Annotated in this window: 15 protein-coding genes; 14 read left to right on the top strand and 1 reads right to left on the bottom strand. The window is 65.7% G+C overall.

Annotated features, from left to right (window positions below):
- Window positions 1–96 precede the first annotated feature (96 nt).
- The 11 genes from leuS to EYF70_RS00490 all read left to right on the top strand — a co-directional run bounded on the left by leuS (window position 97) and on the right by EYF70_RS00490 (window position 16,275).
- Window positions 97–2,751, top strand: coding sequence for a leucine--tRNA ligase (gene leuS / locus EYF70_RS00440; protein WP_131143630.1), 2,655 nt, complete (start codon window positions 97–99; stop codon window positions 2,749–2,751).
- A gap of 5 nt (window positions 2,752–2,756) precedes the next feature.
- Window positions 2,757–3,452, top strand: a complete 696-nt coding sequence (locus EYF70_RS00445; protein WP_131143631.1) for an LPS-assembly lipoprotein LptE — start codon at window positions 2,757–2,759, stop codon at window positions 3,450–3,452.
- 1 nt (window position 3,453) lies between these two features.
- Window positions 3,454–4,470, top strand: a complete 1,017-nt coding sequence (holA, locus tag EYF70_RS00450; protein WP_131143632.1) for a DNA polymerase III subunit delta — start codon at window positions 3,454–3,456, stop codon at window positions 4,468–4,470.
- Window positions 4,471–4,475: 5 nt separating this feature from the next.
- A complete protein-coding gene (locus EYF70_RS00455; RefSeq protein WP_131143633.1) occupies window positions 4,476–5,753 on the top strand; it encodes a glutamate-5-semialdehyde dehydrogenase in 1,278 nt (425 codons plus the stop codon).
- Window positions 5,754–5,811: 58 nt separating this feature from the next.
- The gene (locus EYF70_RS00460) at window positions 5,812–6,240 is read left to right on the top strand and encodes a CopD family protein (protein ID WP_131143634.1); all 429 of its coding nucleotides are present in this window, start codon (window positions 5,812–5,814) and stop codon (window positions 6,238–6,240) included.
- 185 nt (window positions 6,241–6,425) lie between these two features.
- Entirely contained in the window at window positions 6,426–7,661 is a 1,236-nt protein-coding gene (locus EYF70_RS00465) for a THUMP domain-containing class I SAM-dependent RNA methyltransferase (protein WP_131148810.1), read from the top strand.
- A gap of 52 nt (window positions 7,662–7,713) precedes the next feature.
- Window positions 7,714–8,991, top strand: a complete 1,278-nt coding sequence (locus tag EYF70_RS00470) for a multidrug effflux MFS transporter (RefSeq protein ID WP_131143635.1) — start codon at window positions 7,714–7,716, stop codon at window positions 8,989–8,991.
- Window positions 8,992–9,186: 195 nt separating this feature from the next.
- Window positions 9,187–11,400, top strand: coding sequence for an HDOD domain-containing protein (locus EYF70_RS00475; RefSeq protein ID WP_229420644.1), 2,214 nt, complete (start codon window positions 9,187–9,189; stop codon window positions 11,398–11,400).
- 2 nt (window positions 11,401–11,402) lie between these two features.
- Complete coding sequence (locus EYF70_RS00480; RefSeq protein WP_229420645.1) at window positions 11,403–13,616, top strand: putative bifunctional diguanylate cyclase/phosphodiesterase; 2,214 nt, start codon at window positions 11,403–11,405, stop codon at window positions 13,614–13,616.
- A gap of 6 nt (window positions 13,617–13,622) precedes the next feature.
- The gene (locus EYF70_RS00485) at window positions 13,623–15,185 is read left to right on the top strand and encodes a tetratricopeptide repeat protein (RefSeq protein ID WP_131143637.1); all 1,563 of its coding nucleotides are present in this window, start codon (window positions 13,623–13,625) and stop codon (window positions 15,183–15,185) included.
- A gap of 277 nt (window positions 15,186–15,462) precedes the next feature.
- On the top strand, window positions 15,463–16,275 hold the full coding sequence (locus EYF70_RS00490) for a flagellin N-terminal helical domain-containing protein (RefSeq protein ID WP_131143638.1): 813 nt from the start codon (window positions 15,463–15,465) through the stop codon (window positions 16,273–16,275).
- Window positions 16,276–16,294: 19 nt separating this feature from the next.
- On the opposite strand, the gene EYF70_RS00495 is transcribed toward EYF70_RS00490, so the two are convergent.
- On the bottom strand, window positions 16,295–17,458 hold the full coding sequence (locus EYF70_RS00495; protein ID WP_131143639.1) for a dienelactone hydrolase family protein: 1,164 nt from the start codon (window positions 17,456–17,458) through the stop codon (window positions 16,295–16,297).
- A 137-nt stretch (window positions 17,459–17,595) separates the two neighbouring features.
- On the opposite strand from EYF70_RS00495, the gene EYF70_RS00500 reads away from it, so the two are divergent.
- From EYF70_RS00500 to EYF70_RS00510, 3 genes are all read left to right on the top strand, one after another.
- Complete coding sequence (locus EYF70_RS00500; protein ID WP_131143640.1) at window positions 17,596–18,633, top strand: TraB/GumN family protein; 1,038 nt, start codon at window positions 17,596–17,598, stop codon at window positions 18,631–18,633.
- A 683-nt stretch (window positions 18,634–19,316) separates the two neighbouring features.
- Complete coding sequence (locus EYF70_RS00505; RefSeq protein WP_229420646.1) at window positions 19,317–21,476, top strand: type VI secretion system Vgr family protein; 2,160 nt, start codon at window positions 19,317–19,319, stop codon at window positions 21,474–21,476.
- Between the two features lies 1 nt (window position 21,477).
- The gene (locus tag EYF70_RS00510; protein WP_165497540.1) at window positions 21,478–22,941 is read left to right on the top strand and encodes a DUF2169 family type VI secretion system accessory protein; all 1,464 of its coding nucleotides are present in this window, start codon (window positions 21,478–21,480) and stop codon (window positions 22,939–22,941) included.

The raw sequence follows: 22,941 nt of genomic DNA on the forward strand, positions 1-22,941 counted from the left end.
CGCGGCCGCAACTTGCACATCATGAGCCCGGGCATCTTGAGCTTGTATAATGTCCGGTTCATATCCATTTCACCATCTCCTCATTCTGCATCCATCATGCAAGACAAATATAGTCCCGCCGACGTTGAAAAAGCCGCGCAAGCGCACTGGAAAGCCATCGACGCCTATAAAGCCGTCGAAAACGACCCGCGTTTCCCGAAAGGCAAGTACTACGCCTGCTCGATGCTGCCTTACCCGTCCGGCAAGCTGCACATGGGTCACGTGCGCAACTATACGATCAATGATGTGATGTACCGCTACCTGCGGATGAACGGCTACAACGTGCTGATGCCGATGGGCTGGGATGCGTTCGGCATGCCGGCGGAAAACGCGGCCATGGCCAACAACGTGCCGCCGGCGCAATGGACGTACTCGAACATCGCTCACATGCGCTCGCAGATGGAAATGATGGGCCTGGCGATCGACTGGTCGCGCGAGATGACGGCCTGCAAGCCCGAGTACTACAAGTGGAACCAGTGGATGTTCCTGAAGATGCTGGAAAAGGGCATCATCTACAAGAAGACAGGTACCGTGAACTGGGATCCGGTCGACCAGACCGTGCTGGCCAACGAGCAGGTGGTCGATGGCCGCGGCTGGCGTTCCGGCGCGCTGATCGAAAAGCGCGAGATCCCGATGTACTACGCGCGCATCACCGACTACGCGGAAGAGCTGCTGGACTTCGTCGACAACAAGCTGCCGGGCTGGCCCGAGCGCGTGCGCATCATGCAGTCGAACTGGATCGGCAAGTCGACCGGCGTGCGCTTCGCCTTCCCGCATACCATCGCGGGCGATGATGGCCAGCTGATCGGCGACGGCAAGATGTACGTGTTCACCACGCGGCCTGACACGATCATGGGCGTCACGTTCTGTGCGGTCGCGGCCGAGCACCCGCTGGCCACGCATGCGGCGAAGAACAACCCCGAGCTCCAGGCCTTCATCGCCGAGTGCAAGATGGGTTCCGTGATCGAGGCCGACATGGCCACGATGGAAAAGAAGGGCATGCCCACCGGCCTTTTCGTCACCCACCCGCTCACCAATGAACAGGTGGAAGTCTGGGTCGGCAACTACGTGCTGATCACCTACGGCGACGGCGCCGTGATGGGCGTGCCCGCGCACGACGAGCGCGATTTCGCGTTCGCCAACAAGTATCAGCTGCCGATCAAGCAGGTGATCACGACCGCCGAGAACAAGGAATACTCGACCGCCGAATGGCAGGAATGGTACGGCGACAAGGCCGTTTCCATCGTCACCAATTCCGGCAAGTACGACGGCCTGCACTACGCCGAGGCCGTGGATGCCGTGGCCGCCGACCTGGCCGCGCTGGGCCTGGGCGAGAAGAAGGTCACGTTCCGCCTGCGCGACTGGGGCATTTCGCGCCAGCGCTACTGGGGCACGCCGATCCCGATGATCAACTGCGCCGATTGCGGCGCCGTGCCGGTGCCGGAAAAAGACTTGCCGGTGGTGCTGCCGGAAGACTGCGTGCCGGACGGTACGGGCAACCCGCTGAACAAGCATGAAGCTTTCCTGAAGTGCGACTGCCCGAAGTGCGGCAAGCCCGCGCGCCGCGAGACGGACACGATGGATACCTTCGTCGATTCGAGCTGGTACTACATGAAATATACGTCGCCCGGTTCGGAGTCGATGGTCGATGCGCGCAACGATTACTGGATGCCGATGGACCAGTACATCGGCGGCATCGAGCATGCCGTGCTGCACTTGCTGTACGCGCGCTTCTGGACGAAAGTCATGCGCGACTTCGGCCTGGTGAAATTCGACGAGCCGTTCGTCAACCTGCTCACGCAGGGCATGGTGCTGAACGAAACGTACTACCGCGAAGAAGAAAACGGCAAGAAGACGTGGTTCAACCCGGCCGACGTGGAACTGACCACCGACGACAAGGGCCGCCCGGTCTCCGCGCTGCTGAAGGCGGACGGCCAGCCGGTGTCGATCGGCGGCACGGAAAAGATGTCGAAGTCGAAGAACAACGGCATCGATCCGCAGGCGCAGATCGAGCAGTACGGCGCCGATACGGCCCGCCTGTTCACCATGTTCGCCTCGCCACCGGAGCAGACGCTGGAATGGTCGGGCAGCGGCGTGGAAGGCGCCAACCGCTTCCTGCGCCGTGTCTGGGCCTATGCCTACGCACAGAAGGACCGCGTGGCGGCCGCCAATGCGGTCCTGACCGCCACGGCAAGCACCGATGCCGGCAAGACGCTGCGCCGCGAACTGCACAAGGTGCTGCAGCAAGCCGACTACGACCTGAAGCGTATCCAGTACAACACCGTGGTGTCGGCCTGCATGAAGATGCTGAACACGCTGGAATCGGCCAAGCTCGATGACAGCGCGGAATATCAACAAGAAAATTCGGCCGTGATTTCCGAAGGCCTGTCGATCTTCCTGCGCCTGCTGAACCCGGTGGCGCCGCACATCACGCATGCGCTGTGGTCGGAGCTGGGCTATGCCGCCGCCAGCAAGGACATCCTCGATACGGCCTGGCCGCAGGTCGACCCGGCCGCGCTGGAACAGTCCGAGATCGAGATGATGATCCAGGTGAACGGCAAGCTGCGCGGTTCCGTCAAGGTGCCGAAGGCGGCCGACAAGGCCGCCATCGAAGCCGCCGCGCTGGCCGAGGAAAGCGTGCAGAAGTTCATCGAAGGCACGCCGAAGAAGGTCATCGTGGTGCCCGGCAAGCTGGTCAACATCGTGGTGTAAGGCATATGACGACTCTGAAGGGAATCATCCGGAACACGGTGCTGGTCGCCGCGCTGGCCAGCTCAAGCCTGGCGCTGACCGGCTGCGGCTTCCACCTGCGCGGCTCGGGCGGCAACTACACGCTGCCGTTCACGTCGATGTACGTGGGCCTGCCGGAGTCGTCGCCGCTGGCCATCGACCTGAAGCGCAATATCCGCGTCAACGGCAACACCACTGTCGCCAGCGACCCGCAGTCGGCCGATGCGACGATCGAGGTCATCACCGACCCGGAAAAAACGCGCAGCAAGTCGATCCTGTCGCTGAACAGCGCCGGGCGCGTCAGCGAATACCTGCTGGCCTATAACATCCTGTTCCGCGTGAAGGACCGGACCGGCCGCGAGCTGCTGGGCCCCACGCAGATCACGCTGACCCGCCCGATCACGTTCAGCGAAACGCAGCTGCTGGCGAAAGAGCAGGAAGAAGCCCAGCTGTACCGCGACATGCAGAAGGACCTGGTGCAGCAGATGATGCGCCGGATGGCGGCCATCAAGCCGTCGCGTCCCGATGCCACGCCGACCAGCACCGTCAGCCCGCTGACGCTGCCGGGCGTGGTGTCGCCGGGTTCGGTGGCCGCGCCGGCCGGCACGCCGACCACGGTGCAGCCGGCCTCCGCGCCGGCGGAGAAGGCAACCGAGCCGGCACTGCCGACCCGCCAGGAATAGCATGCAACTGCGGGCTGACGCGCTGGATGGCCACCTGGCCAAGTCCCTGGCGCCGCTGTACGTGATCACCAGCGACGAGCACCTGCTGGCGCTGGAAGCGGCCGACAAGATCCGCCGCACCGCGCGCGCGCAAGGGTTCACCGAGCGCGACGTGCTCACGGTGGAACGCAGCTTCAAGTGGGGCGAGCTGCTGGCCGCCAACCAGGAACTCTCGCTGTTCGGCGACAAGAAGCTGATCGAGCTGCGCATCCCCACCGGCAAGCCGGGCAAGGATGGCGGCGCGGCGCTGCAGGCTTACGTGAAGAACCTGTCGCCGGACAACCTCACGCTGATCACGCTGCCCAAGCTGGACTGGCAGACCGCGAAGGCGGCCTGGGTATCGGCCCTGCAGTCGGCCGCGGTGTACATCGAGATCCCGAACATCGAGCGCGCCCAGCTGCCGAACTGGATTTCGCTGCGGCTGTCCATGCAGGGGCAGAGCGCGGACCGGCAAAGCCTGGATTTCATCGCCGACCGCGTCGAGGGCAACCTGCTGGCGGCGCACCAGGAGATCCAGAAACTGGGCTTGCTGCACGAGCCCGGGAAATTGACGTACGAGCAGGTGCACGACGCCGTGCTGAACGTGGCGCGCTACGACGTGTTCAAGCTGTCCGAGGCGATGCTGCTGGGCGATCCGGCCCGGCTGGCGCGCATGCTGGAAGGCTTGAAGGGCGAGGGCGAGGCGCTGCCGCTGGTGCTGTGGGCCGTCTCGGAAGAGATCCGCACGCTGCTAAAATTGAAGGCAGGGATGGCGCAGGGCCGGCCGCTGGCGGCGCTGCTGAAGGAATACCGTATCTGGGGACCGCGCGAGCGGATGATGGAACCGGCCCTGCGCCGCGTTTCGCTGGCAACGCTGGAAGATGCGCTGCGGCAGGCTGCCCAGGTCGACAGGATGGTCAAGGGCTTGCGCGCCAAGGCGTATGCCGGTGACCAGTGGGATGCCATGCTGCAGCTGGCGCTGAAGGTAGCACGAGGATAAACAACATGAGCACGGAAGTGAAACAGTACATGGAAGCGCTGGGCCAGCGTGCCCGCGCCGCCTCGCGCGCGATGGCGCGCGCCGACAGCGCCACCCGCAACAAGGCGCTGTCGCTGATCGCCGATGCGATCGAGCGCGAAGCCGAAGCACTGCGCGCCGCCAATGCGCTGGACCTGGAAGCGGCCCGCGCCAACGGCCTCGCCGCGGCGATGGTCGACCGCCTGACCCTGTCGGACAAGGCGATCGGCACGATGGTCGAGGGCTTGCGCCAGATCGTCGCGCTGCCGGATCCGGTGGGCGAGATCTCGAACATGAAGACGCGCCCGACCGGCATCCAGGTGGGCCAGATGCGCGTGCCGCTGGGCGTCATCGGCATCATCTACGAAGCCCGGCCGAACGTGACGGTGGATGCGGCGGGCCTGTGCATCAAGAGCGGCAATGCCACCATCCTGCGTGGCGGCTCGGAAGCGATCCATTGCAACCGCGCACTGGCGAAGATCGTCAAGCAGGGCCTGATCGATGCCGGCCTGCCGGAAGACGGCGTGCAGGTGGTGGATACCACCGACCGTGCCGCCGTGGGCGCGCTGATCACCATGCCGCAATACGTGGACGTGATCGTGCCGCGCGGCGGCAAGGGCCTGATCGCCCGGCTGATGGAAGAAGCCACCGTGCCGATGATCAAGCACCTGGACGGCATCTGCCATGTGTACATCGACGCCAGGGCCGACCTGCGGAAGGCGCTGGACATCGGCTTCAACGCCAAGTGCCACCGCTACGGCACCTGCAACACGATGGAAACGCTGCTGGTCGAGCGCACCATCGCGCCTGCCGTGCTGCCGGAGCTGGCGAAGCGGTACCTGGCGGAGCAGGTCGAACTGCGCGCCGACGACGAAGCGTTCGCGATACTGTCGGCTGTGCAGTACCCGCACCTGGCGCATGCGACCGAACAGGATTGGGCGACGGAATACCTGGCACCGATCCTGGCGGTACGTGTCGTCGACGGTATCGATGCGGCGATGGACCACATCAATACCTGGTCGTCGAAGCACACCGAGGCGATCGTCACCGAGGACTACAGCGCCGCGATGCGCTTCCTGCGCGAAGTCGATTCCGCATCGGTGATGGTCAACGCATCGACCCGCTTCGCCGACGGCTTCGAGTACGGCCTGGGCGCCGAGATCGGCATCTCGAACGACAAGCTGCATGCGCGCGGCCCGGTCGGGCTGGAGGGGCTGACGTCGCTGAAGTACGTGGTGTTCGGCCACGGCGAAGTACGCAAGTAAATCTCGGAAAAGGGGACTGTCCCCGCAGGGGCCTGTCCCCTCATCTCAAAGGAACCCCATGCTCTGGATCAAGGCACTGCACATCATCTTCATCACGTCCTGGTTCGCCGGCCTGTTCTACCTGCCCCGCATCTTCGTCAACCTGGCGCAGGAAACCCCGGGCCCGACGACCGAACGCCTGCTGCTGATGGCCCGCAAGCTGTTCCGGTTCATGACGATGCTGGCGGTCGCCGCGCTCGTGTTCGGGCTGGTGCTCACCTGGATGCAATACCGGTCGCCGGACGGCATGAAGCTGCCCGGCTGGCTGCACGCCAAGCTGACCTTCGTGGTGCTCGTGCTGGGCTACCACCACGCCTGCGGCTCGCTGCTGAAAAAGTTCGAGCGCGGCGTGAACACGCGCGGCCACGTGTTCTACCGCTGGTTCAACGAAGTGCCCGTGCTGCTGCTCGTGGCGATCGTGATCCTGGTGGTCGTGAAGCCGTTCTGAGAGGCGGACCGGTATTCATTTTCACCCAACGGCAACTGCCGGGGTCAGACCCGACGGGTCTGACCCCAGGTTCTGCCTTTGGGGCAAGTCAGGCGTCCGCAACTCGCTGGCGCAAAGTAATAGTTTTTCCAACGGACAAAGGTACACCGATGACCACTTCATATTTCTGCCCATGCCCGCGCGGCATGGAAGCGGCGCTGGCCGAGGAACTCCTCGAGATCGCGCAAACCACGAAAAGCCCCACGCTGAAGGTGCACAACCAGGTGCCCGGCGGCGTCCACTGCTCGGGCGACCTGTATGACGCCTACCGCGTCAACCTGCACTCGCGCATCGCCTCCCGCGTGCTGATGCGCATGGGCGTGTGCCATTACCAGAACGAGAACGACATCTACGACCTGGTGCTCGCGCAGCCATGGGAAGAGTGGTTCGGCGTGGAGCACACGATCCGTGTCGATGTCACGGCGATCAAGTCGCCGCTGAAGAGCATCGAGTTCATCACGCTGAAGATCAAGGATGCCGTGTGCGACCGCTTCCGCGACATGTACAACAAGCGCCCGTCGGTCAACACGCGCGAGCCGGACATGCGCATCGCCGGTTTCCTCGACCAGCGCCAGTTCACCATCTACCTCGACACCTCCGGCGAAGCGCTGTTCAAGCGCGGCTGGCGCACCGAGACGGGCGACGCCCCGCTGCGCGAGAACCTGGCCGCCGGCCTGCTGCGCGTCTCCGGCTGGAAGCCGGGCATGCCGCTGTTCGACCCCATGTGCGGCTCCGGCACGATCCTGTGCGAAGCGGCGCAGATGGTGCAGGGCGTGCCGCCCGGCGCGCGCCGCAGCTTCGCGTTCGAGAAGTTCCACGACTTCGACCCGGCCCCGTGGCGGGACATGAAGGCCGCCATCAAGCCGAACCCGCTGCCCGCCGAACCGACCATCTTCGGTTCCGACATCTCCGGCGACATGGTGGCAATGACGCGCCATAATCTGAAGAGCGCCGGTATCCTGTTCGAGGTGCCGCTGAAGCAGATCGAGGCGCAGCAGGTGCAGCCGCCGGTGTCGATCGAGAAGACCGGCCCCGGCATCCTGCTGACGAATCCTCCATACGGCGAGCGGATCGGCGTGCGCGGCGACAGCACGATGCCCGAAGACGACCTGGCCAAGTCGTTCTACGCCGACCTGTCGAAGACGCTGAAGCAGCGCTTCGCCGGCTGGACGGCCTACCTGTTCACGGCCGACCTGAACCTGCCGAAGCTGCTGCGCCTGAAGGAATCGCGCAAGACGCCATTCTTCAACGGCGCCCTGGAATGCCGGCTGTTCCGCTTCGACATGGTGGCCGGCTTCAACCGGCGCGAGGAAGCGATTCCGGCGAATGCCGCAACGCAGGAAAAGGCGGCGGCACCCGAACAACCGACAAGCAAGGAATGACGCCGACCGGCGGTGGTGCCGGTGCGCATTCGAGAACACGACAACGACCTACATGCTCCCAGACACCCCCGCCGATCTCCCACCCGACCCGGTCCCGCCCGTCCCGCCACGCAAGAAGCCGCACACCCGCCCGCTGAGCCATGCCGGGCTGGCGATCGTGCTGGCGGCGCTGTCGATGCTGGGCCCGTTCTGCATCGACGCCTACCTGCCCGCGTTCCCCGAGATCGGCCAGTCGCTGGGCGCCACGCCGATCGAAGTGCAGCAAAGCCTGACGGCCTACATGCTGGCGTTCGCCGGCATGGTGCTGTGGCACGGCGCGCTGTCCGATGCGTTCGGCCGCCGCAACGTGATCCTCGTGTCGCTGATCCTGTTCGCGATCGGCACGGTCGGCTGCGCCGCCGTCCATAGTGTCCAGTACCTGTGGTTCTTCCGCATCCTGCAGGGGATCTCGGCCGGCGCCGGTGTCGTTGTCGGCCGCGCCATCATCCGCGACCTGTACCACGATGCCGAGGCGGCCCGGCTGCTGTCGCTGGTCACGATGATCTTCGCCATCGCCCCCGCGCTGGCGCCCATCATGGGCGGCTACATCGTCAAGTGGTTCGACTGGCGCGCCATCTTCCTCGTGCTCACCGTGTTCTCGGTCGGGCTGTTCATCGTGTGCTGGCGGCGGCTGCCGGAAACGCTGCCGCTGCACAAGCGCCAGCCGTTCAATCCGCGCTTCCTGTGGGGCAGCTACCGGCAGATCCTCGGCTCGCCGCTGTTCCACCTGAAGTCGCTGATCGTGGCGCTGAACTTCGCCGGGCTGTTCGTGTTCATCACGGCCGCCCCGGAATTCCTGCCGAAGCAGCTGCACCTGGGGCCGGACCAGTTCGGCTGGCTGTTCATTCCTTCCGTGTCCGGCATCTTCACCGGCGCGCTGTTCGCCAACCGGCTGGCCGGCAAGATCACCTTCGAGCGCCAGATTGCCATCGGTTTCGCCTTCCTCATCACGGCCGCCAGCGTCAACGTGCTGTACCACGTGTTCATGCCGCCATCGGTGCCGTGGAGCGTGCTGCCGCTGTTCTTCTACACCTTCGGCATGTCGGTGGTGGGGCCGGCCGCCACGCTGATGGCGCTGGACCTGTTCCCCCATATCCGCGGCACCGTGGCGTCCTGCCAGTCCTTTGAAACCACGCTGGCCGGTGCCATCGTGGCAGGCGTGGTAGCGCCAGCACTGGCCGGTTCGGTGCTGTGGCTGGCCATCGGGCAGCTGGCGTTCACGTCATCGGCACTGGGTTTGTGGCTGGTGGCACGCGTGGTCCGGCGCTCGCTGGTCGTTGATGCCACGTAGCAACATCAAAGGAACCGCACGGTCGTTTAGAAGTTGTTTTCATGCAAGTCAGTAGCAAACTATGCTACGATAAACTGTTATTGCATATAGTAAATATTTGTCAACACAATTGTCGACATCGTAAAGCTACAGGTGGCGTGCCGTTTCCGGGCAGGACCGCCTTTCCGGGAAGACGTTCACTGCGGCAGTACCACGATGCACCCACCAGACCACGACATTCGCAATCGCCTGCTGCTCGCGCGGTTGCCGGCCATGCCGCAGATCTTGATCAAGCTGATCGAGATGCTGCAGTCGGACCACGCCGGCATGCCGGAGCTGGCCGCGCTGATCGCCAAGGATGCCGGGATGACGGGCAAGGTCCTGGCCGTCGCGAACAGCTCCGCCTATCATCGCGCCAGCCGCGCCCCCGGCCTGGAGCAAGCCCTCGTTTCGCTCGGCACGGACATGATCAAGACGCTCGTGATCAGCGAATCCGTGTTCCAGACCTTCAACAGCTTTCCCCATTCCGGCAGCGCCGACCTGCGCGGCTTCTGGAAGCATGCGCTGGGCGCCGCCGTGGTGGCGCGGGACATCGCCCGGGCCACCGGCTATCCGCAACTGGAAGAAGCCTACCTGGCGGGCCTGCTGCACAACGTGGGCCGGCTGGCGCTGCTGGCCGCCGCGCCGCGCGAATACGGCGTGAACTTCATGGCGCGCGACGACGCCGACCTGTGCGCCGTCGAACAGCGCACGCTGCAGATCACGCATGCCGAGGCGGGCGCCTGGCTGATCGAGCGCTGGAACCTGGATTCCTTCCTGGCCGACAGCGTGCTGTATCACCATGAGCCGATCGAGCGGCTGGAGCCGGCGCATGCGCTGATCCGCATCGTGCGGCTGGCCCACCTGCTGGTGCACCACCCGGAAGCCGGCGGCGCGATCGCCACCATGGCCGGCTATTGCGGCATCGACGCGCGCGAGCTCGACGCGATCGTGCAGGGGGCCGCGCGCCAGGTGCAGAAGGCGGCCGACTGCCTCGGCATCGACCTGGCGGGTGCCGACGACGTGCCGGCGCCGCCCGCCGTGCTGCCGGTGGCGCTGGTGGACCCGGTCCAGGCACGCCTGCAGGAAGAGATGCGCAACATGATGCTGGTCTCCGAAATGGGCCAGGCGTTCGCGCGCCAGCCGGATGAAACGGCTTTGCTGGGAGCCGTCACGCGCTCGGCACGCATCCTGTTCGACCTGGGCGCCACCATCGTGCTGATGCAGGACCCCGCCGGGCAGTCGCTGGTGGGCGTGCCCGCCGGCGAGCAGCAGGGGCGCCTGGCCGGCTTTTCGATTCCGCTGGGCCGCGGCGGCGCGATCGCCGGAGCCGCCGCGGCACGCCAGGTCGCGCTGCTGGCACCCGGCGCGCGGCCGCTCGGCATCGCCGAAGAACAGTTGTTGCGCATCCTCGGCACCGAGGCGATGGTATGCGTGCCGCTCGTCGCCGGCCAGCATTGCACCGGCGTGCTGCTCGGCGGCGTGGCCAGCTGGCAGCTGCCCGTGCTGCAGAAGCGCGAGCGCTTCCTGCTGGCGTTCGGCGGCCAGGCCGCGGCGGCGCTGGATGCGGCCGGCGCGGAGCAGGGCGAGGCGCAGCGCCGCATCGCGCACGTGGCGCAGGAATACCGCGAAGCGTCGCGCCGCGTGGTGCACGAGGTGAACAACCCGCTGTCGATCATCAAGAACTACCTGTCCGTGCTCGACGACAAGCTGGCCCGCCGGGAACCGGTGGTGGCGGAAATGTCGGTGCTCAACGAGGAGATCGACCGCGTGGGCCAATTGATCAATGGCCTCACCGAGGTGGCGCCGCCCGCCGCGGACGGCCTGGTCGCCGCTCCCGGTCCTGCCTCTGTCTCCGCGCCCGCTGTACCAGTCGATATTGCGCGCGTGGTGGACGACGTGCTGCGCGTCTTCCGCGCCACCGGCTTCATCCCCGCCGCCGTGCAGGTGATGGTGCGCATGCAGGAAGACCCGAACGAGATCGATGGCGATGCCAACCTGCTCAAGCAGATCCTCGTCAACCTCGTGAAGAACGCCGTCGAGGCCATGCCGGACGGCGGGCGGATCGAGATCGCCAACCGCGGGCACGTGGTGCGCGAGCGCAGGCTGTACGTGGAGCTGGTGGTGGCCGACACCGGGCCGGGCCTGGCGCCGGAGGTACTGGCCAACCTGTTCTCGGAAGTGAAGAGCGCCAAGGAAGGCCGCCATCACGGCCTGGGCCTGTCGATCGTGCATGGCCTGGTGCAGAAACTGAACGGGCTGATCGCCTGCCGCAGTGGCGCGGCGGGCACCAGCTTTGAAATCCTGCTGCCGGCGCGCGGCAGCAAACCCACGCTGGCGGCGCTGCCCGCCGGCACAACGGACGCCACTACGGACGCAAGGCAAGAATGAACGTGAACGACGACCCGGGCCGGGGTGGCGCCGCCACCTGCCTGCCCCGCCTGCTGCTCGTCGACGACGAGCCGCGCCTGCTGTCCTCGTTGTACGAGCTGCTGCGCGACCGCGACTTCCACCTGGTCACCGCCGCCAGCGGCAGCGAGGCGCTGGTGCACCTCGATGCCATGCGCTTCGACCTGGTGCTGCTCGACCTGCGCCTGCCCGACATCGGCGGGCACGAGATCATGGACGTGATCAACGCGCGCGACTACGACTGCGACGTGATCGTGATGAGCGGCGAAGTGGGCATCGACGCCGCGATCGGCGCGCTCAAGCGGGGCGCCTACGATTACCTGCGCAAGCCGTACAGCCGCGAGGAATTGCTGAAGACGGTGGACAATGCGCTGCAGAAGCGCCGCCTGGCCGGCGACAACCAGCGCATCGCGCAGCGGCTGGAAACGTCCGAGAAGATGTACCGCTACCTGGTGGACAGTTCGCCGGACATCATCTATACGCTCGACCACGAAGGCCGCTTCACGTTCGTCAACGACCGCGCCTACCAGCTGCTGGGCTTCACGCGAGAGGAACTGATCGGCCGCCATTATTCCTTCGTGGTGCACGACGAGGACCTGGACCGCGCGCGCTACGTGTTCAACGAGCGCCGCGTGGACGAGCGCGCGTCGCGCAACGTGGAGCTGCGGCTCAAGTGCAATACCGCGCACGGCGCGGCCAACGGCGAGCGCACCTTCAACAACACGCTGATGACGATCTCGCTGAACGCGATCGGCATGCATGTGCCCGAGAATACGCCCCGTGGCGAGCGGCGCCGCGAATTCTTCGGCACCTACGGCGTGGCGCGCGACATCACGGACCGCAAGCGCGCCGAGGAGATGATCTCCTACCAGGCCTACCACGATATTTTGACGGACCTGCCGAACCGCATGCTGTTCAAGGACCGCCTGGGCCTGGCCGTGATCCAGGCCAAGCGCAAGATGACGGAACTGGCCGTGATGTTCATCGACCTGGACCGCTTCAAGCTGGTCAACGATACGCTGGGCCACGTGAAGGGCGACGAGCTGCTGCAGCAGGCCGCGAGCCGCCTGAAGGGCTGCCTGCGCCGCGGGGACACGCTGGCGCGCCAGGGCGGCGACGAATTCACCATCGTCCTGCCCGAGCTGCGCGACCGTGACGACGCCAAGAGCGTCGCCGAGAAGTTCATCGATGCGCTGCAGCAGCCGTTCGACCTCGATGGTCACGTGGTGCACATCTCGGCATCGATCGGCATCGCGGTCTACCCGGCCGATGGCGAGACGATCGACGAGCTGCTGCGCCATGCCGACATCGCCATGTACCAGGTCAAGGCGCTGGGCAAGAATGGCCACAGCTTCTACCACCCGTCGATGCTGGACATGTCGCACCAGAAGATCGCGCTGGAGCAGGCGCTGCGCCGCGCGCTGGAGAACGGCGAGCTGGAAATGTATTACCAGCCGCAGGTGGACCTGACCACCGGCCGCATCGTCGGCGCCGAAGGCCTGATGCGGTGGAACCACCCGGAGCGCGGCCTGCTGTCGGCCGGCGAGTTCCTGCCGTTCGCCGAGGAAAACGGCCTGATGCTGCCGCTGTCGGACTGGATGCTGGGCGCCCTGTGCCGCGACCTGCTGGCCTGGAACGCGGCCGGCGGCGACAGCCTGCGCCTGTCGCTGAACCTGTCGCCGCAATACCTGGACCGGGGCGACTTCTTCGAGAAGATGCGCGGCACGCTGGCGCGCAACGGCATATCGCCGGCCCAGATCGAGGTGGAGATCACCGAGAACATCTGCATCCGCAATCCGCAGTATGCGATCGAGCAGCTCAACAAACTGTGCCAGCTGGGCGTGTCGGTGGCGATCGACGATTTCGGCACCGGCTATTCGTCGCTGGCTTACCTGCACCGCTTCCCGATCCACACGATCAAGGTCGACCAGAGCTTCGTCAAGGAGATCCACGACGAGGATGGCCATTATCCGGTGATCCTGGCGATCATCTCGATCGCCCGCGGGCTCGGGCTGCACCTGGTGGCCGAAGGCGTGGAAACGGCGGCGCAGGCGCGCTACCTGCAGGCCAACGGCTGCACCACGATGCAGGGCTACCTGTACTACCGGCCGGTATCGCTGGCGGGCTTCATCGGCGTGCTGAAACAACGGCAAGGCTTGCCGGAACACGAACCGCTGCCGCTCGCGTTGCAGGACTGACCGCGCATGGGGGATCTCGCGCATATCCGGGCGCTGGCGGAAGACGGCGTCGCGCATGCCCAGCACGCGCTGGGCTTCCGCTACTTCAATGGCGATGGCGTACCGCAAAGCTACGAGATGGCGCTGGCGTGGTACCGCCAGGCCGCCAACGGGGGGCTCGAGCAGGCGCAATACAACCTGGGCGTGATGTACCAGAAAGGCCAGGGTGTCGACATCGACCTGGCCGAAGCGGCACGCTGGTACCGCCTGGCCGCCGAACAGGGGTATCCCGCCGCGCAGTACAACCTCGGCTGGCTGTACGCCAAGGGCCACGGCATCGACCAGGATACCGATGCAGCGCGCCACTGGTTCGGCAAGGCCGCCGAGCAGGGCGATGCCGGCGCCCAGAACAACCTCGGCATGATGTACGACACGGGCAAGGGCGTGCCGCAGGATTACGCGCAGGCGATCGCCTGGTACCGCAAGGCCGCCGGGCAGGGCTATGCGCGCGCCCAGTTCAACCTGGGGCAGCGCTACGAGAACGGCCAGGGCGTCGCGCGCGACGTGGAAGCGGCCATCGGCTGGTACCGCAAGGCGGCCGAGCAGGGCCACGCGGCGGCGCAGTTCAACCTGGCACTGCGCCACGAGAAGGGCGACGGCGTCGGGCAGGACAGCGCCGAAGCCGTGCGCTGGTACCGTGCGGCGGCGGAACAGGGCCATGCCAGCTCGCAGTTCAACCTGGCCCTGATCCACGACAACGGCCTGGGCGTGCCGCGCGACGAGCGGCAGGCGCTCGAATGGTACCGGCGCGCCGCCGCCTTGGGCCATGCCGCCGCGCAGGACAACCTGGGCCAGCGCTACGAGCTGGGGCAGGGCGTACCGCGCGACCCGGCCGAAGCGGCGCACTGGTACGGCAAGGCGGCCGGCCAGGGCTTTCCGGCGGCGCAGTACCACCTGGGCCAGCTACATGAATCGGGCAACGGCGTGCCCCGCGATGCCGGCGCGGCGATCGACTGGTACCGCAAGGCGGCCGGCCAGGGCCACGTCCGCGCCCAGTTCGACCTGGGCCTGCGCTATGAAACGGGGCAGGGCGTGCCGCGCGACCTGGCCGAAGCGATGCACTGGTACGGCCGCGCGGCGGAGCAGGACTACGCCGCCGCCCAGTACAACCTCGGCGTGCTGCACGACCGCGACGACAGCCCCGCGCCGGATGTGATGCGGGCGAACGCCTGGTATGCCAAGGCGGCCGGCCAGGGCCATACGCTGGCGCAGTTCACGCTCGCGCTCCGCTACGACAATGGCCTGGGCGTGCCACGCGACTTTGCCCTCGCCTTCGACTGGTACCGCCAGGCAGCACTGCAGGGCCACGCCCGCGCCCAGCTGAACGTGGGCCTGATGTATTTCGCCGGCCAGGGCACCCCCGCCGACATGGCCCAGGCCCTGCAGTGGTTCCAGCTCGCCGAACGCAACGGCGAACCCGGCGCCACCCGCTACCTGCGCGAAGCCAGCCATCGCCTGGGCACTGTCGCTTCCACCTCCCACTCAGCTTCCACCGCTGTCGAGCCCGTGTCAGGGTGCCTGACACCCTGACACAGCCTCTGCAATAGCACCCCAGTCGAGCCCGTGTCAGCGTGCCTGGGAGGAGTGATGCCTTGCAAGGCATCACCGCATTGCAGGCAAAGAGCGGTGCTCTTTGAAACCCCTGCAATGCCCCCCTGACATTTGCAACTTCTGCAATCCGACCCACGACACAGGCTCGGCAATTAAATTTGATGCTGTGTGACAATTGGTGATGGAGTTTTGAATTTCCATGCCGTAATTGATGAGTAGAGGAAATTTCTATTCCTCATAAGGCAATGGTGCCGGCATGGCAATGATCTTGAACACCAATGTGAATTCGCTGTTCGTCCAGCGGGCACTGGCGCGCTCGTCGGCCGACATCGCGACGTCGCTGCAGCGCCTGTCCAGTGGCTTGCGCATCAATTCGGCGAAGGATGATCCGGCGGGTCTGGCGATCGCGCAGCGCATGTCGGCGCAGCTGCGCGGCCTCTCCCAGGCTGGCCGCAACCTGAACGACGGGATCTCGGTGGCGCAGACGGCCGAGGGGGCGATCGGCGAGCTGGGCAACAATTACCAGCGCATCCGCGAACTGGCCGTGCAGGCGGCCAACGACACCAACAACGCCAGCGACCGCCAGGCGATCCAGATCGAAGCCAGCCAGCTGGTGCTGGAAAACCGGCGCATCGTGGCCGAGACACGCTTCAACGGTATCGCGCTGCTCGATGGCTCGTTCGCCGGCGCGGTGCAGGCCAGCGACCGCGCCGGCGACACCATCGATTTCTCGATCGGCGCCATGCTCACCACCGAAGATGCCGACATCGACATGGGCAGCCATGCCGGCGCCACCGCGGCGCTGCAGTACATCGACGGCAAGCTGGAGTTCCTCAACAAGCAGCGCGCCAGCCTGGGCGCGATGCAGAACCGCTTCACGTACGCCTACGGCAATGCGATGATGGCCTCGGAAAACCTGGCCGCGGCGCGCTCGCGCATCATGGATACCGACTATGCCGCCGAAGCCTCGAAGCTCACGCGCGCCCAGATCCTGCAGCAGGCCGGCTTCGCCATGCTGGCCCAGGCCAACTCGGCGCCGAGGATGATCCTCGAGCTGCTGCGCCAGTGATCCGGCGCGCCCGGCCGCTTCACCGTTTGCCGAACTGCCGGTCCAGCCAGTCGTACGCGTAGTCCTGCGCCTCCTTCGGGAATTCGTGGCCGCCCGGCCGCACGACCGCCTCGAACTTGTCCGCCGCGCCGTAGGCCTGCCACACCTTGCCCATCTTCGCGTACGCCGCGCGCACCGCGGCCACGGGGAACAGCTTGTCCGTTTCGCCGGCGAAGAACAGCGTGGGCTTCGGTGCGGCAAGGCTGGCCACGTCCGGATGATCGAGGTAGCGCAGCAGCCCCGGATGCATCATCTGGAAGGCGGACGAGCCGCGCAGCTGGTTGCTGCCGGGGACCATCAAGCCTTCCGTGGTGGCCATCCAGTTCGAGGCGATGACGGCGGTGACCGCGTCCGACAGCGCGCCCACCTGCCACGCACGGAACGCGCCCATCGAGAAGCCCAGCGCCGCCACGCGCTTCGTGTCCACTTCCGGCAGCGACGCCAGGAACTCGGCCGCACGGACATCTTCCAGCGCCATGTTGCCGGACATCGAGCTGCCCAGGTTGAAGAAGTTCGAGGCCAGCGCCTGCTGCTGTTCGCCCGTCAGCGGGCCGCGGTCGCCCCAGCCCACGGCATCCGTGCACAGCACCACGTAGCCGCGGGCGGCCAGCGCATCGCCCGGCCAGCGGCCGGAAAAGTGCTTGTCGGCCCAAGCCTTGGCGGAAGCATGTTTCGCCCCATCGGCCGCGTTCACCGTACCGAAAGGCTCGATCATCTTTTCCTTGCCGATGTCGAACTTGCCGCCGTGATCGTGCAGCATCAGCGTCGCCGGATGCCTGCCGGCGGACTTCGGCACCAGCAGCAGCGCGCGCACGCGGCTCATGCCGGTCAGGTTGAACACCACCTGCCGCGCCACGTAGCTGCCGCGATCTTCCTCGGCGATGACTTCGGCCTTGAACGGCGTGCGGTCGGGCTGCTGCAGCGTGGCTTCCCACACTTTGGCACGGCCCTTCTCGCGCCACGCTTTCAGGTCCTTCACGGCCGGCGACCATGCCATCGGATACGTCATCTTCGCCTTCAGCGCGGGAGCGAAGACGGGCATGTTGTGTTCGATGCCGGGGGATTCGTAGCTCTGGGCGGCGGCGCCGGCGGCCAGCAGGAAGGACAGGGGGGCGGACAGCAGGGCGGTGCGGCGATTCGTCATTCGGTCTCCTTCGGTCTCCTTGTGTGTGCAGGCATTTTGCCACGCTGGATTCCTTTGTGAAATTGCAATACGATGGGCCAGCTTTCGCATCGCGATGAAAGCGCCCGGGTGCCTATAACAAGTCCAAGGAGTCCTCCATGTCCCGTCGTGCCGTTTCCGCTGTCGTTCCCGTACTGTGCCTTTCCCTGCTGACCGCATCCGCCTGGGCGCAGACCGAGCCGCCGCAGCCCGCCACCGAGCCTGTCGCGGGCACTGCCGCCGCGCCCGAGGCGCCGCCGGAACAGATCCTCGTCGTCGGCCAGAAACCCGGCCCGGGCTTGTGGAAAGTGTCGAAGGACGATCACGTGATGTGGGTGTTCGGCACCTATGCCCCGCTGCCGAAGAACATGGAATGGCGCTCGCAGCAGGTGGAAAAGCTCATCGCGCAATCGCAGGAACTGATCACCGCGCCGAGCGCCAACCTGGGCATGGGCTGGTTCCGCAGCCTGACCGTCCTGCCATTCATGATCGGCATGGAGGATAACCCGGACGGCAAGGTGCTGGGCGACCTGGTGCCCCCGGAAACGCACCTGCGCTGGCTTGCCTTGCGCAAGAAATACCTGAAGGACGACGACGATTTCGAGCGCAAGCGCCCGCTGTTCGCCGCCGGCGAGCTGTCGGAGAAGGCCATGTCCGCCGCCGGGCTGTCGAAGCAGATGGACCTGACGAAGAAGATGGTCCAGATCGCCGAGCAGAACAAGGTGAAAGTCACGTGGGCCACGGTGAAGATGGAGCTGGACAGCCCGGTCAAGGCGATCCGCGAATTCAAGAAGACCCCGCTGGAAGACGTGGCCTGCTTCACGAAAACGGTCGACCGCTTTGAAACCGACCTCGATGCGCTGCGCGCCCGCGCCAACGCATGGTCGAAAGGCGATATCGATGCGATCCGCGGCCTCGATTTCTCGGAGCAGGAAGCGGCCTGCCTGAACGCGGTGCAGAACAGCAAGGTGATGCAGGAACGGGGCCTCGGCGACATCGACGGCAAGATGCGGGCCACCTGGATCGGCGCCGCGGAAAAGGCGCTGGGCGCCAACAAGAGCACGTTCGCCGTGCTGCCGCTCCGGTTCATCCTGGGCAAGCAGAGTTACCTGGCCGAGCTGCAGGCCAAGGGGTATGTGCTGGAACAGCCGGAATAAGCCCGGCACCCTGACACGCACCGGCCGCATGCCGGTGCGTGGCTCATGTCAAACCATGCCATTTCATGATTACCGGCGAGCTCCGCGGGCCTGCCCGGTATGCCGGTATTCCCGCACACGAATAAACATGGGGATAGCCGCCAAATCAGTGCCTGATTAATAATGCTGAGCAGAACAGATAATTTCCCCGCGGTTAAATAATATGCCGCCAATGCGAATGCGGTACATCCTTGATTAATCTCAAGTGCCCGCAGCAAGGTGGTAACGTGCCGCCATGCGGCTGGAGATAATCGAGCATAACCGCCGGCGCGGATCGCACGCCATGCCAAGGCTATTACTAGCATCCATGAATCGGCTTTCACATCGCTAGCCGCGAAGTCGCTTGCACCTGGTAAGGCGAGCGATTATAAATCGACTTTTTCCCGTATTATCTGGATAATAACGCGGATGAATTCGTTACACCCGGTTCCAGCGCGGCCGATGTATCCAGCCACCCCGGGCAGCTTTATCCGGAACGCCTTCGAGTACCACCGGGGCTGCATTTCCGAATGCACTGCATTTTCCGAACGCACTATATTTCCGAACGCACAGTACTTTGAACGCACTGTACTTTTGAACATACGCGCCTGCGTGCTTTTTCGAATCAGTCCACGCTGCGCGGCAAACCGGACATTCATGACACGATGGATACGAACGTTAACGGAGCACTTGGCGCCGGATTCCAGCTGTTGAGCAGGCTGCGCCAGCACAACCGCCTGTTGCGCCTGGATTTCCCCAACGCCGACGGGCCGGATGCCCTGATGCTAGCCAACCGGCTCGACGCCACGGAAGGCCTGTCGCGCGATTTCCGCTTCGTGGTGGAAGTGATCTCGAACGATGCCAATATCGCCCTGAAGGATGTGCAGGGCAAGATGGCAACGGTCGAGCTGGTGCGCGAAGACGGCAGTCTGCGCTACTTCAACGGTTACGTGTTCGAATTCCGCCGGGATGGCAGCGATGGCGGACTGGTGTTCTACCACATGGTGCTGATGCCATGGATGGCCTACCTGCGGCTGCGGCGCGATAACTACCTGTTCCACAACATGACGGTTGCCGAGCAGACGCAGGAGATCCTTGCCGATTACCCGGTGGCCACCGCGCAATTGCAAATCACCGGCGACGATCCGGAAGTGACATTCGCCTGCCAGTACGACGAATCCGATTATAACTACCTGCACCGCCGCTGGGAGCAGCTGGGCTGGCATTACCGGTATGAGCACAGCGCCGATGGGCACACCCTGGTGCTGTCGGACGATTCCGTGCAATCGCCGCCCATCGAAGGCGCCCGGACGGACATTCCCTTCCAGAGCGAAGCGGGCAGCAACGAGGATGACGGCCTGGCGGGATGGACCTCGATACGCCGCCTGGTCCCCGCCAGCGTGGCCCTGTCGAGCTTTGATTTCAAGAAGCCGCGCCCGGTCGCGGTCGACCTGCCCTCGATCAATGAACAGGGCGACGTGCTGCGCATGGAATCCTATGCCTATGCCGGAGCGTTCGGCTTCAAGGATCGCGCGGATGGCGAGGCCCAGGCGCGCATCCGCTCCGAGGAGATCGAGGCGAACGGTAAATCCTTCGAGGGATTCGGCAACGATCGCACCGCGCAGCCTGGCCGCAAGTTCACCCTGAGCACGCACTTCGATGCCGAGCTCGGGGCGGACCTGGACTTCCTGATCGTGGAAGCGCATCACACCGCGAGCAACAACCTGCAAGACGGTTCCGATGCGGCATCCCACTACGCCAACCGGATCACCTGCAGCCGCATCCGGGTGCCATGGCGCCCCGGCCGCGGCTACAACAGCACCGAACCGAAGATCTACGGCCTGCAGACGGCCATCGTCGTGGGGCCGCCCGGCGAGGAAATTTATACCGACGAGTATGGCCGCGTGCGTGTCCAGTTCCACTGGGACCGCGTGGGCCAGTTCGATGACAAGAGCTCGGCCTGGGTGCGCGTCGCCACCGCGTGGTCCGGCGCGAACTTCGGCATGACATCGGTGCCCCGCATCGGCTCGGAAGTCATCATCCAGTTCCTCGACGGGAATCCGGACCGCCCGCTCCTGACCGGCATGGTGCCCAACGCCGACACCATGCCACCGTGGCCGCTGCCCGCCAACAAGACACAGAGCGGCATCCTGTCGCGTTCCACGCCGGGCGGCGCCTACGAGAACGCCAACGCCATCCGCTTCGAGGACAAGAAAGGCTCGGAGCAGCTGTGGCTGCATGCGGAAAAGGACCAGCTGACCGAGGTCGAGCATGACGAGGACAAATGGGTGGGCAACGACCGCCGCAAGACCATCGACCGCGACGAGAACAGCCATATCAAGCGCGACCGCACCGAGCAGGTGGGCCGCAACGAAAAGATCAGTATCGGCGCCAACCGGACCGAGGACGTGGCGAAGAATGAAACCATCAGCATCGGCGAAAACCGCACGGAAGACGTGGGCGCGGACGAAAACGTCAGCATCGGCGGCAGCCGCCACGTGGTGATCGGCAAGGTCAAGACTGAAACGGTGGCGCTGGCGAAGATGCTCACGATCGGCGGCGCCTACCAGACCTCGGTGGGGGCGGGCATGAACACGACCGTCGCGCTGATGCAGGCGGAAGAGGTGGGCCTGTCGAAGACGGTGGTGGTGGGCCAGAAGATCTTGTTTACGGCCGGCGAGGAGTTCAGGATCGAAGTCGGCGACAGCACCTTCGTGATGCGCAACGATGGCCGCATCGAAATCTCGGGCAAGGAAGTCATCATTCGCGGCTCGAAGAAGGTCGAGGTGCATGGCGACGATGTCGACATCAACCCGCAGGGCTGACATGGCGGCCCTCCCGGATTTTCCGTCCCTGCGGTTCAGGAACGACACGGATTTCGATGCCCTGCACTTCGATACGCTGGACCAGCATGACGTGCCATTCCACGTGATCGCCGCCAAGACCGGCTACACGCTCGGCCCGTGCGGCAGCGATGGACTGGCCACGCTGGTGCCGCTCGATTCCCCAGCGCCGCTGCACCAGCAGGACCGCCACTACGACGACGACGTCGATTGCAGCGTGCGCGCGGAAAGCGACCTGGCGCCCTATAAGCCGCGCTGCGACGTCATCGTCGTCGGCGATGCCTGCGCGCCGGGAGGCCGTGCGGCGGCATCGTTCCCGGTCGCGCTGCGGGTGCAATACCCGGACCAGCCGCTGCCGGCGCCGGAACCGCCTCGCCCGCTCAACCCTTTCCAGCCCGTGTCGCCGGCGGCCCAGCAGCGCTGGCGCGCCCAGGCCGAGCAGGCGGCACGGCAAGTGGTTCCCGGCCGGCGGCTCATCGACAAGGTGCTGCAGGTGACGGGAAGCCGCCAGCTGCGCCGGCGCACGAAAGCACTTGGCCTGCTGCGGCCTGCCACGCTGGGCGCGATCGGATCGAGCCCATGGAAGCTCACCCAGCCCGCGCCCGCGCTGCGCGTACCGGTGCGGTATGAAGTTGCCCAGGGCGGCCAGGTCATCGTGGAAGGCAACAGCGCAGCCGCGGAACGGGTACCGCAGCGCTGGCGCCTGAGTGCCGCGCAGCAGGCGCAGTACGGGCACATGGAGGTTGCCCCGGCCGCCCACGACGCATGCCAGGCCAACCCGGCGGGCCGGGGCTTCGCGCCCGCGTGGTACCTGGACGCCGCCAATCCAGCCAGTCTTCCGGCGCCGCAGGTCGGCTATCCCGGCGCGCCCTTCACGGCCGACCTGTTCTGGGCGGCCTGCCGCGGCAAGGCCGGGTTGACGCCGGCCGGTTTCGGCTTCGTCGGCCGGGCATGGCTGCCGCGCCGGGAGCTCGCCGGCACGGTGGACGGCAACGCGGCGTGGGATGCCGACGATGTGCCGCGCCTGCCGCCGGACTTCGACTTCGCCTACTGGAACGGCGCCCCGGCCGACCAGCAATGCGACCATCTCACCGGCAAGGAGCGCTTCACGCTCGTCAACATGCTGCCGCACGATGCGCCATCCGTGCGGATCGATGGCGATGGCAACAGCGTGCTGGCGTTCACCCTGCCGGCGCAAGCGCTGTTCGCGCTGGCGGCTGGCGAGGACGGCGCCGTCGCCGCCATGCCGCTCGCCATCGATACGGTATTGATCGACACGCTGGCCGGCACCGTCGAACTGACCTGGCGGCTTTGCCTGGTTGCCGATGGCCGGTTCGCCGACGCCCGCCTGCTGCATGCCCATACGCCGGAACAACTGGACCGCCTGGCCCTCTGGAACGAGCCGGCAGACACCGCCGGCGACACCCAGCCCGCCGTTCCCGCCTGA

The organism is Pseudoduganella albidiflava, assembly GCF_004322755.1.
Classification (GTDB): domain Bacteria; phylum Pseudomonadota; class Gammaproteobacteria; order Burkholderiales; family Burkholderiaceae_D; genus Rugamonas; species Rugamonas albidiflava.

Bases quoted from the DNA above. Each gene is read 5' to 3' on its own strand.
- leuS (WP_131143630.1), top strand. From the start codon at position 97: ATGCAAGACAAATATAGTCCCGCCGACGTTGAAAAAGCCGCGCAAGCG.
- EYF70_RS00445 (WP_131143631.1), top strand. From the start codon at position 2,757: ATGACGACTCTGAAGGGAATCATCCGGAACACGGTGCTGGTCGCCGCG.
- holA (WP_131143632.1), top strand. From the start codon at position 3,454: ATGCAACTGCGGGCTGACGCGCTGGATGGCCACCTGGCCAAGTCCCTG.
- EYF70_RS00455 (WP_131143633.1), top strand. From the start codon at position 4,476: ATGAGCACGGAAGTGAAACAGTACATGGAAGCGCTGGGCCAGCGTGCC.
- EYF70_RS00460 (WP_131143634.1), top strand. From the start codon at position 5,812: ATGCTCTGGATCAAGGCACTGCACATCATCTTCATCACGTCCTGGTTC.
- EYF70_RS00465 (WP_131148810.1), top strand. From the start codon at position 6,426: ATGGAAGCGGCGCTGGCCGAGGAACTCCTCGAGATCGCGCAAACCACG.
- EYF70_RS00470 (WP_131143635.1), top strand. From the start codon at position 7,714: ATGCTCCCAGACACCCCCGCCGATCTCCCACCCGACCCGGTCCCGCCC.
- EYF70_RS00475 (WP_229420644.1), top strand. From the start codon at position 9,187: ATGCACCCACCAGACCACGACATTCGCAATCGCCTGCTGCTCGCGCGG.
- EYF70_RS00485 (WP_131143637.1), top strand. From the start codon at position 13,623: ATGGGGGATCTCGCGCATATCCGGGCGCTGGCGGAAGACGGCGTCGCG.
- EYF70_RS00490 (WP_131143638.1), top strand. From the start codon at position 15,463: ATGGCAATGATCTTGAACACCAATGTGAATTCGCTGTTCGTCCAGCGG.
- EYF70_RS00495 (WP_131143639.1), bottom strand. From the start codon at position 17,458: ATGACGAATCGCCGCACCGCCCTGCTGTCCGCCCCCCTGTCCTTCCTG.
- EYF70_RS00500 (WP_131143640.1), top strand. From the start codon at position 17,596: ATGTCCCGTCGTGCCGTTTCCGCTGTCGTTCCCGTACTGTGCCTTTCC.
- EYF70_RS00505 (WP_229420646.1), top strand. From the start codon at position 19,317: ATGGATACGAACGTTAACGGAGCACTTGGCGCCGGATTCCAGCTGTTG.
- EYF70_RS00510 (WP_165497540.1), top strand. From the start codon at position 21,478: ATGGCGGCCCTCCCGGATTTTCCGTCCCTGCGGTTCAGGAACGACACG.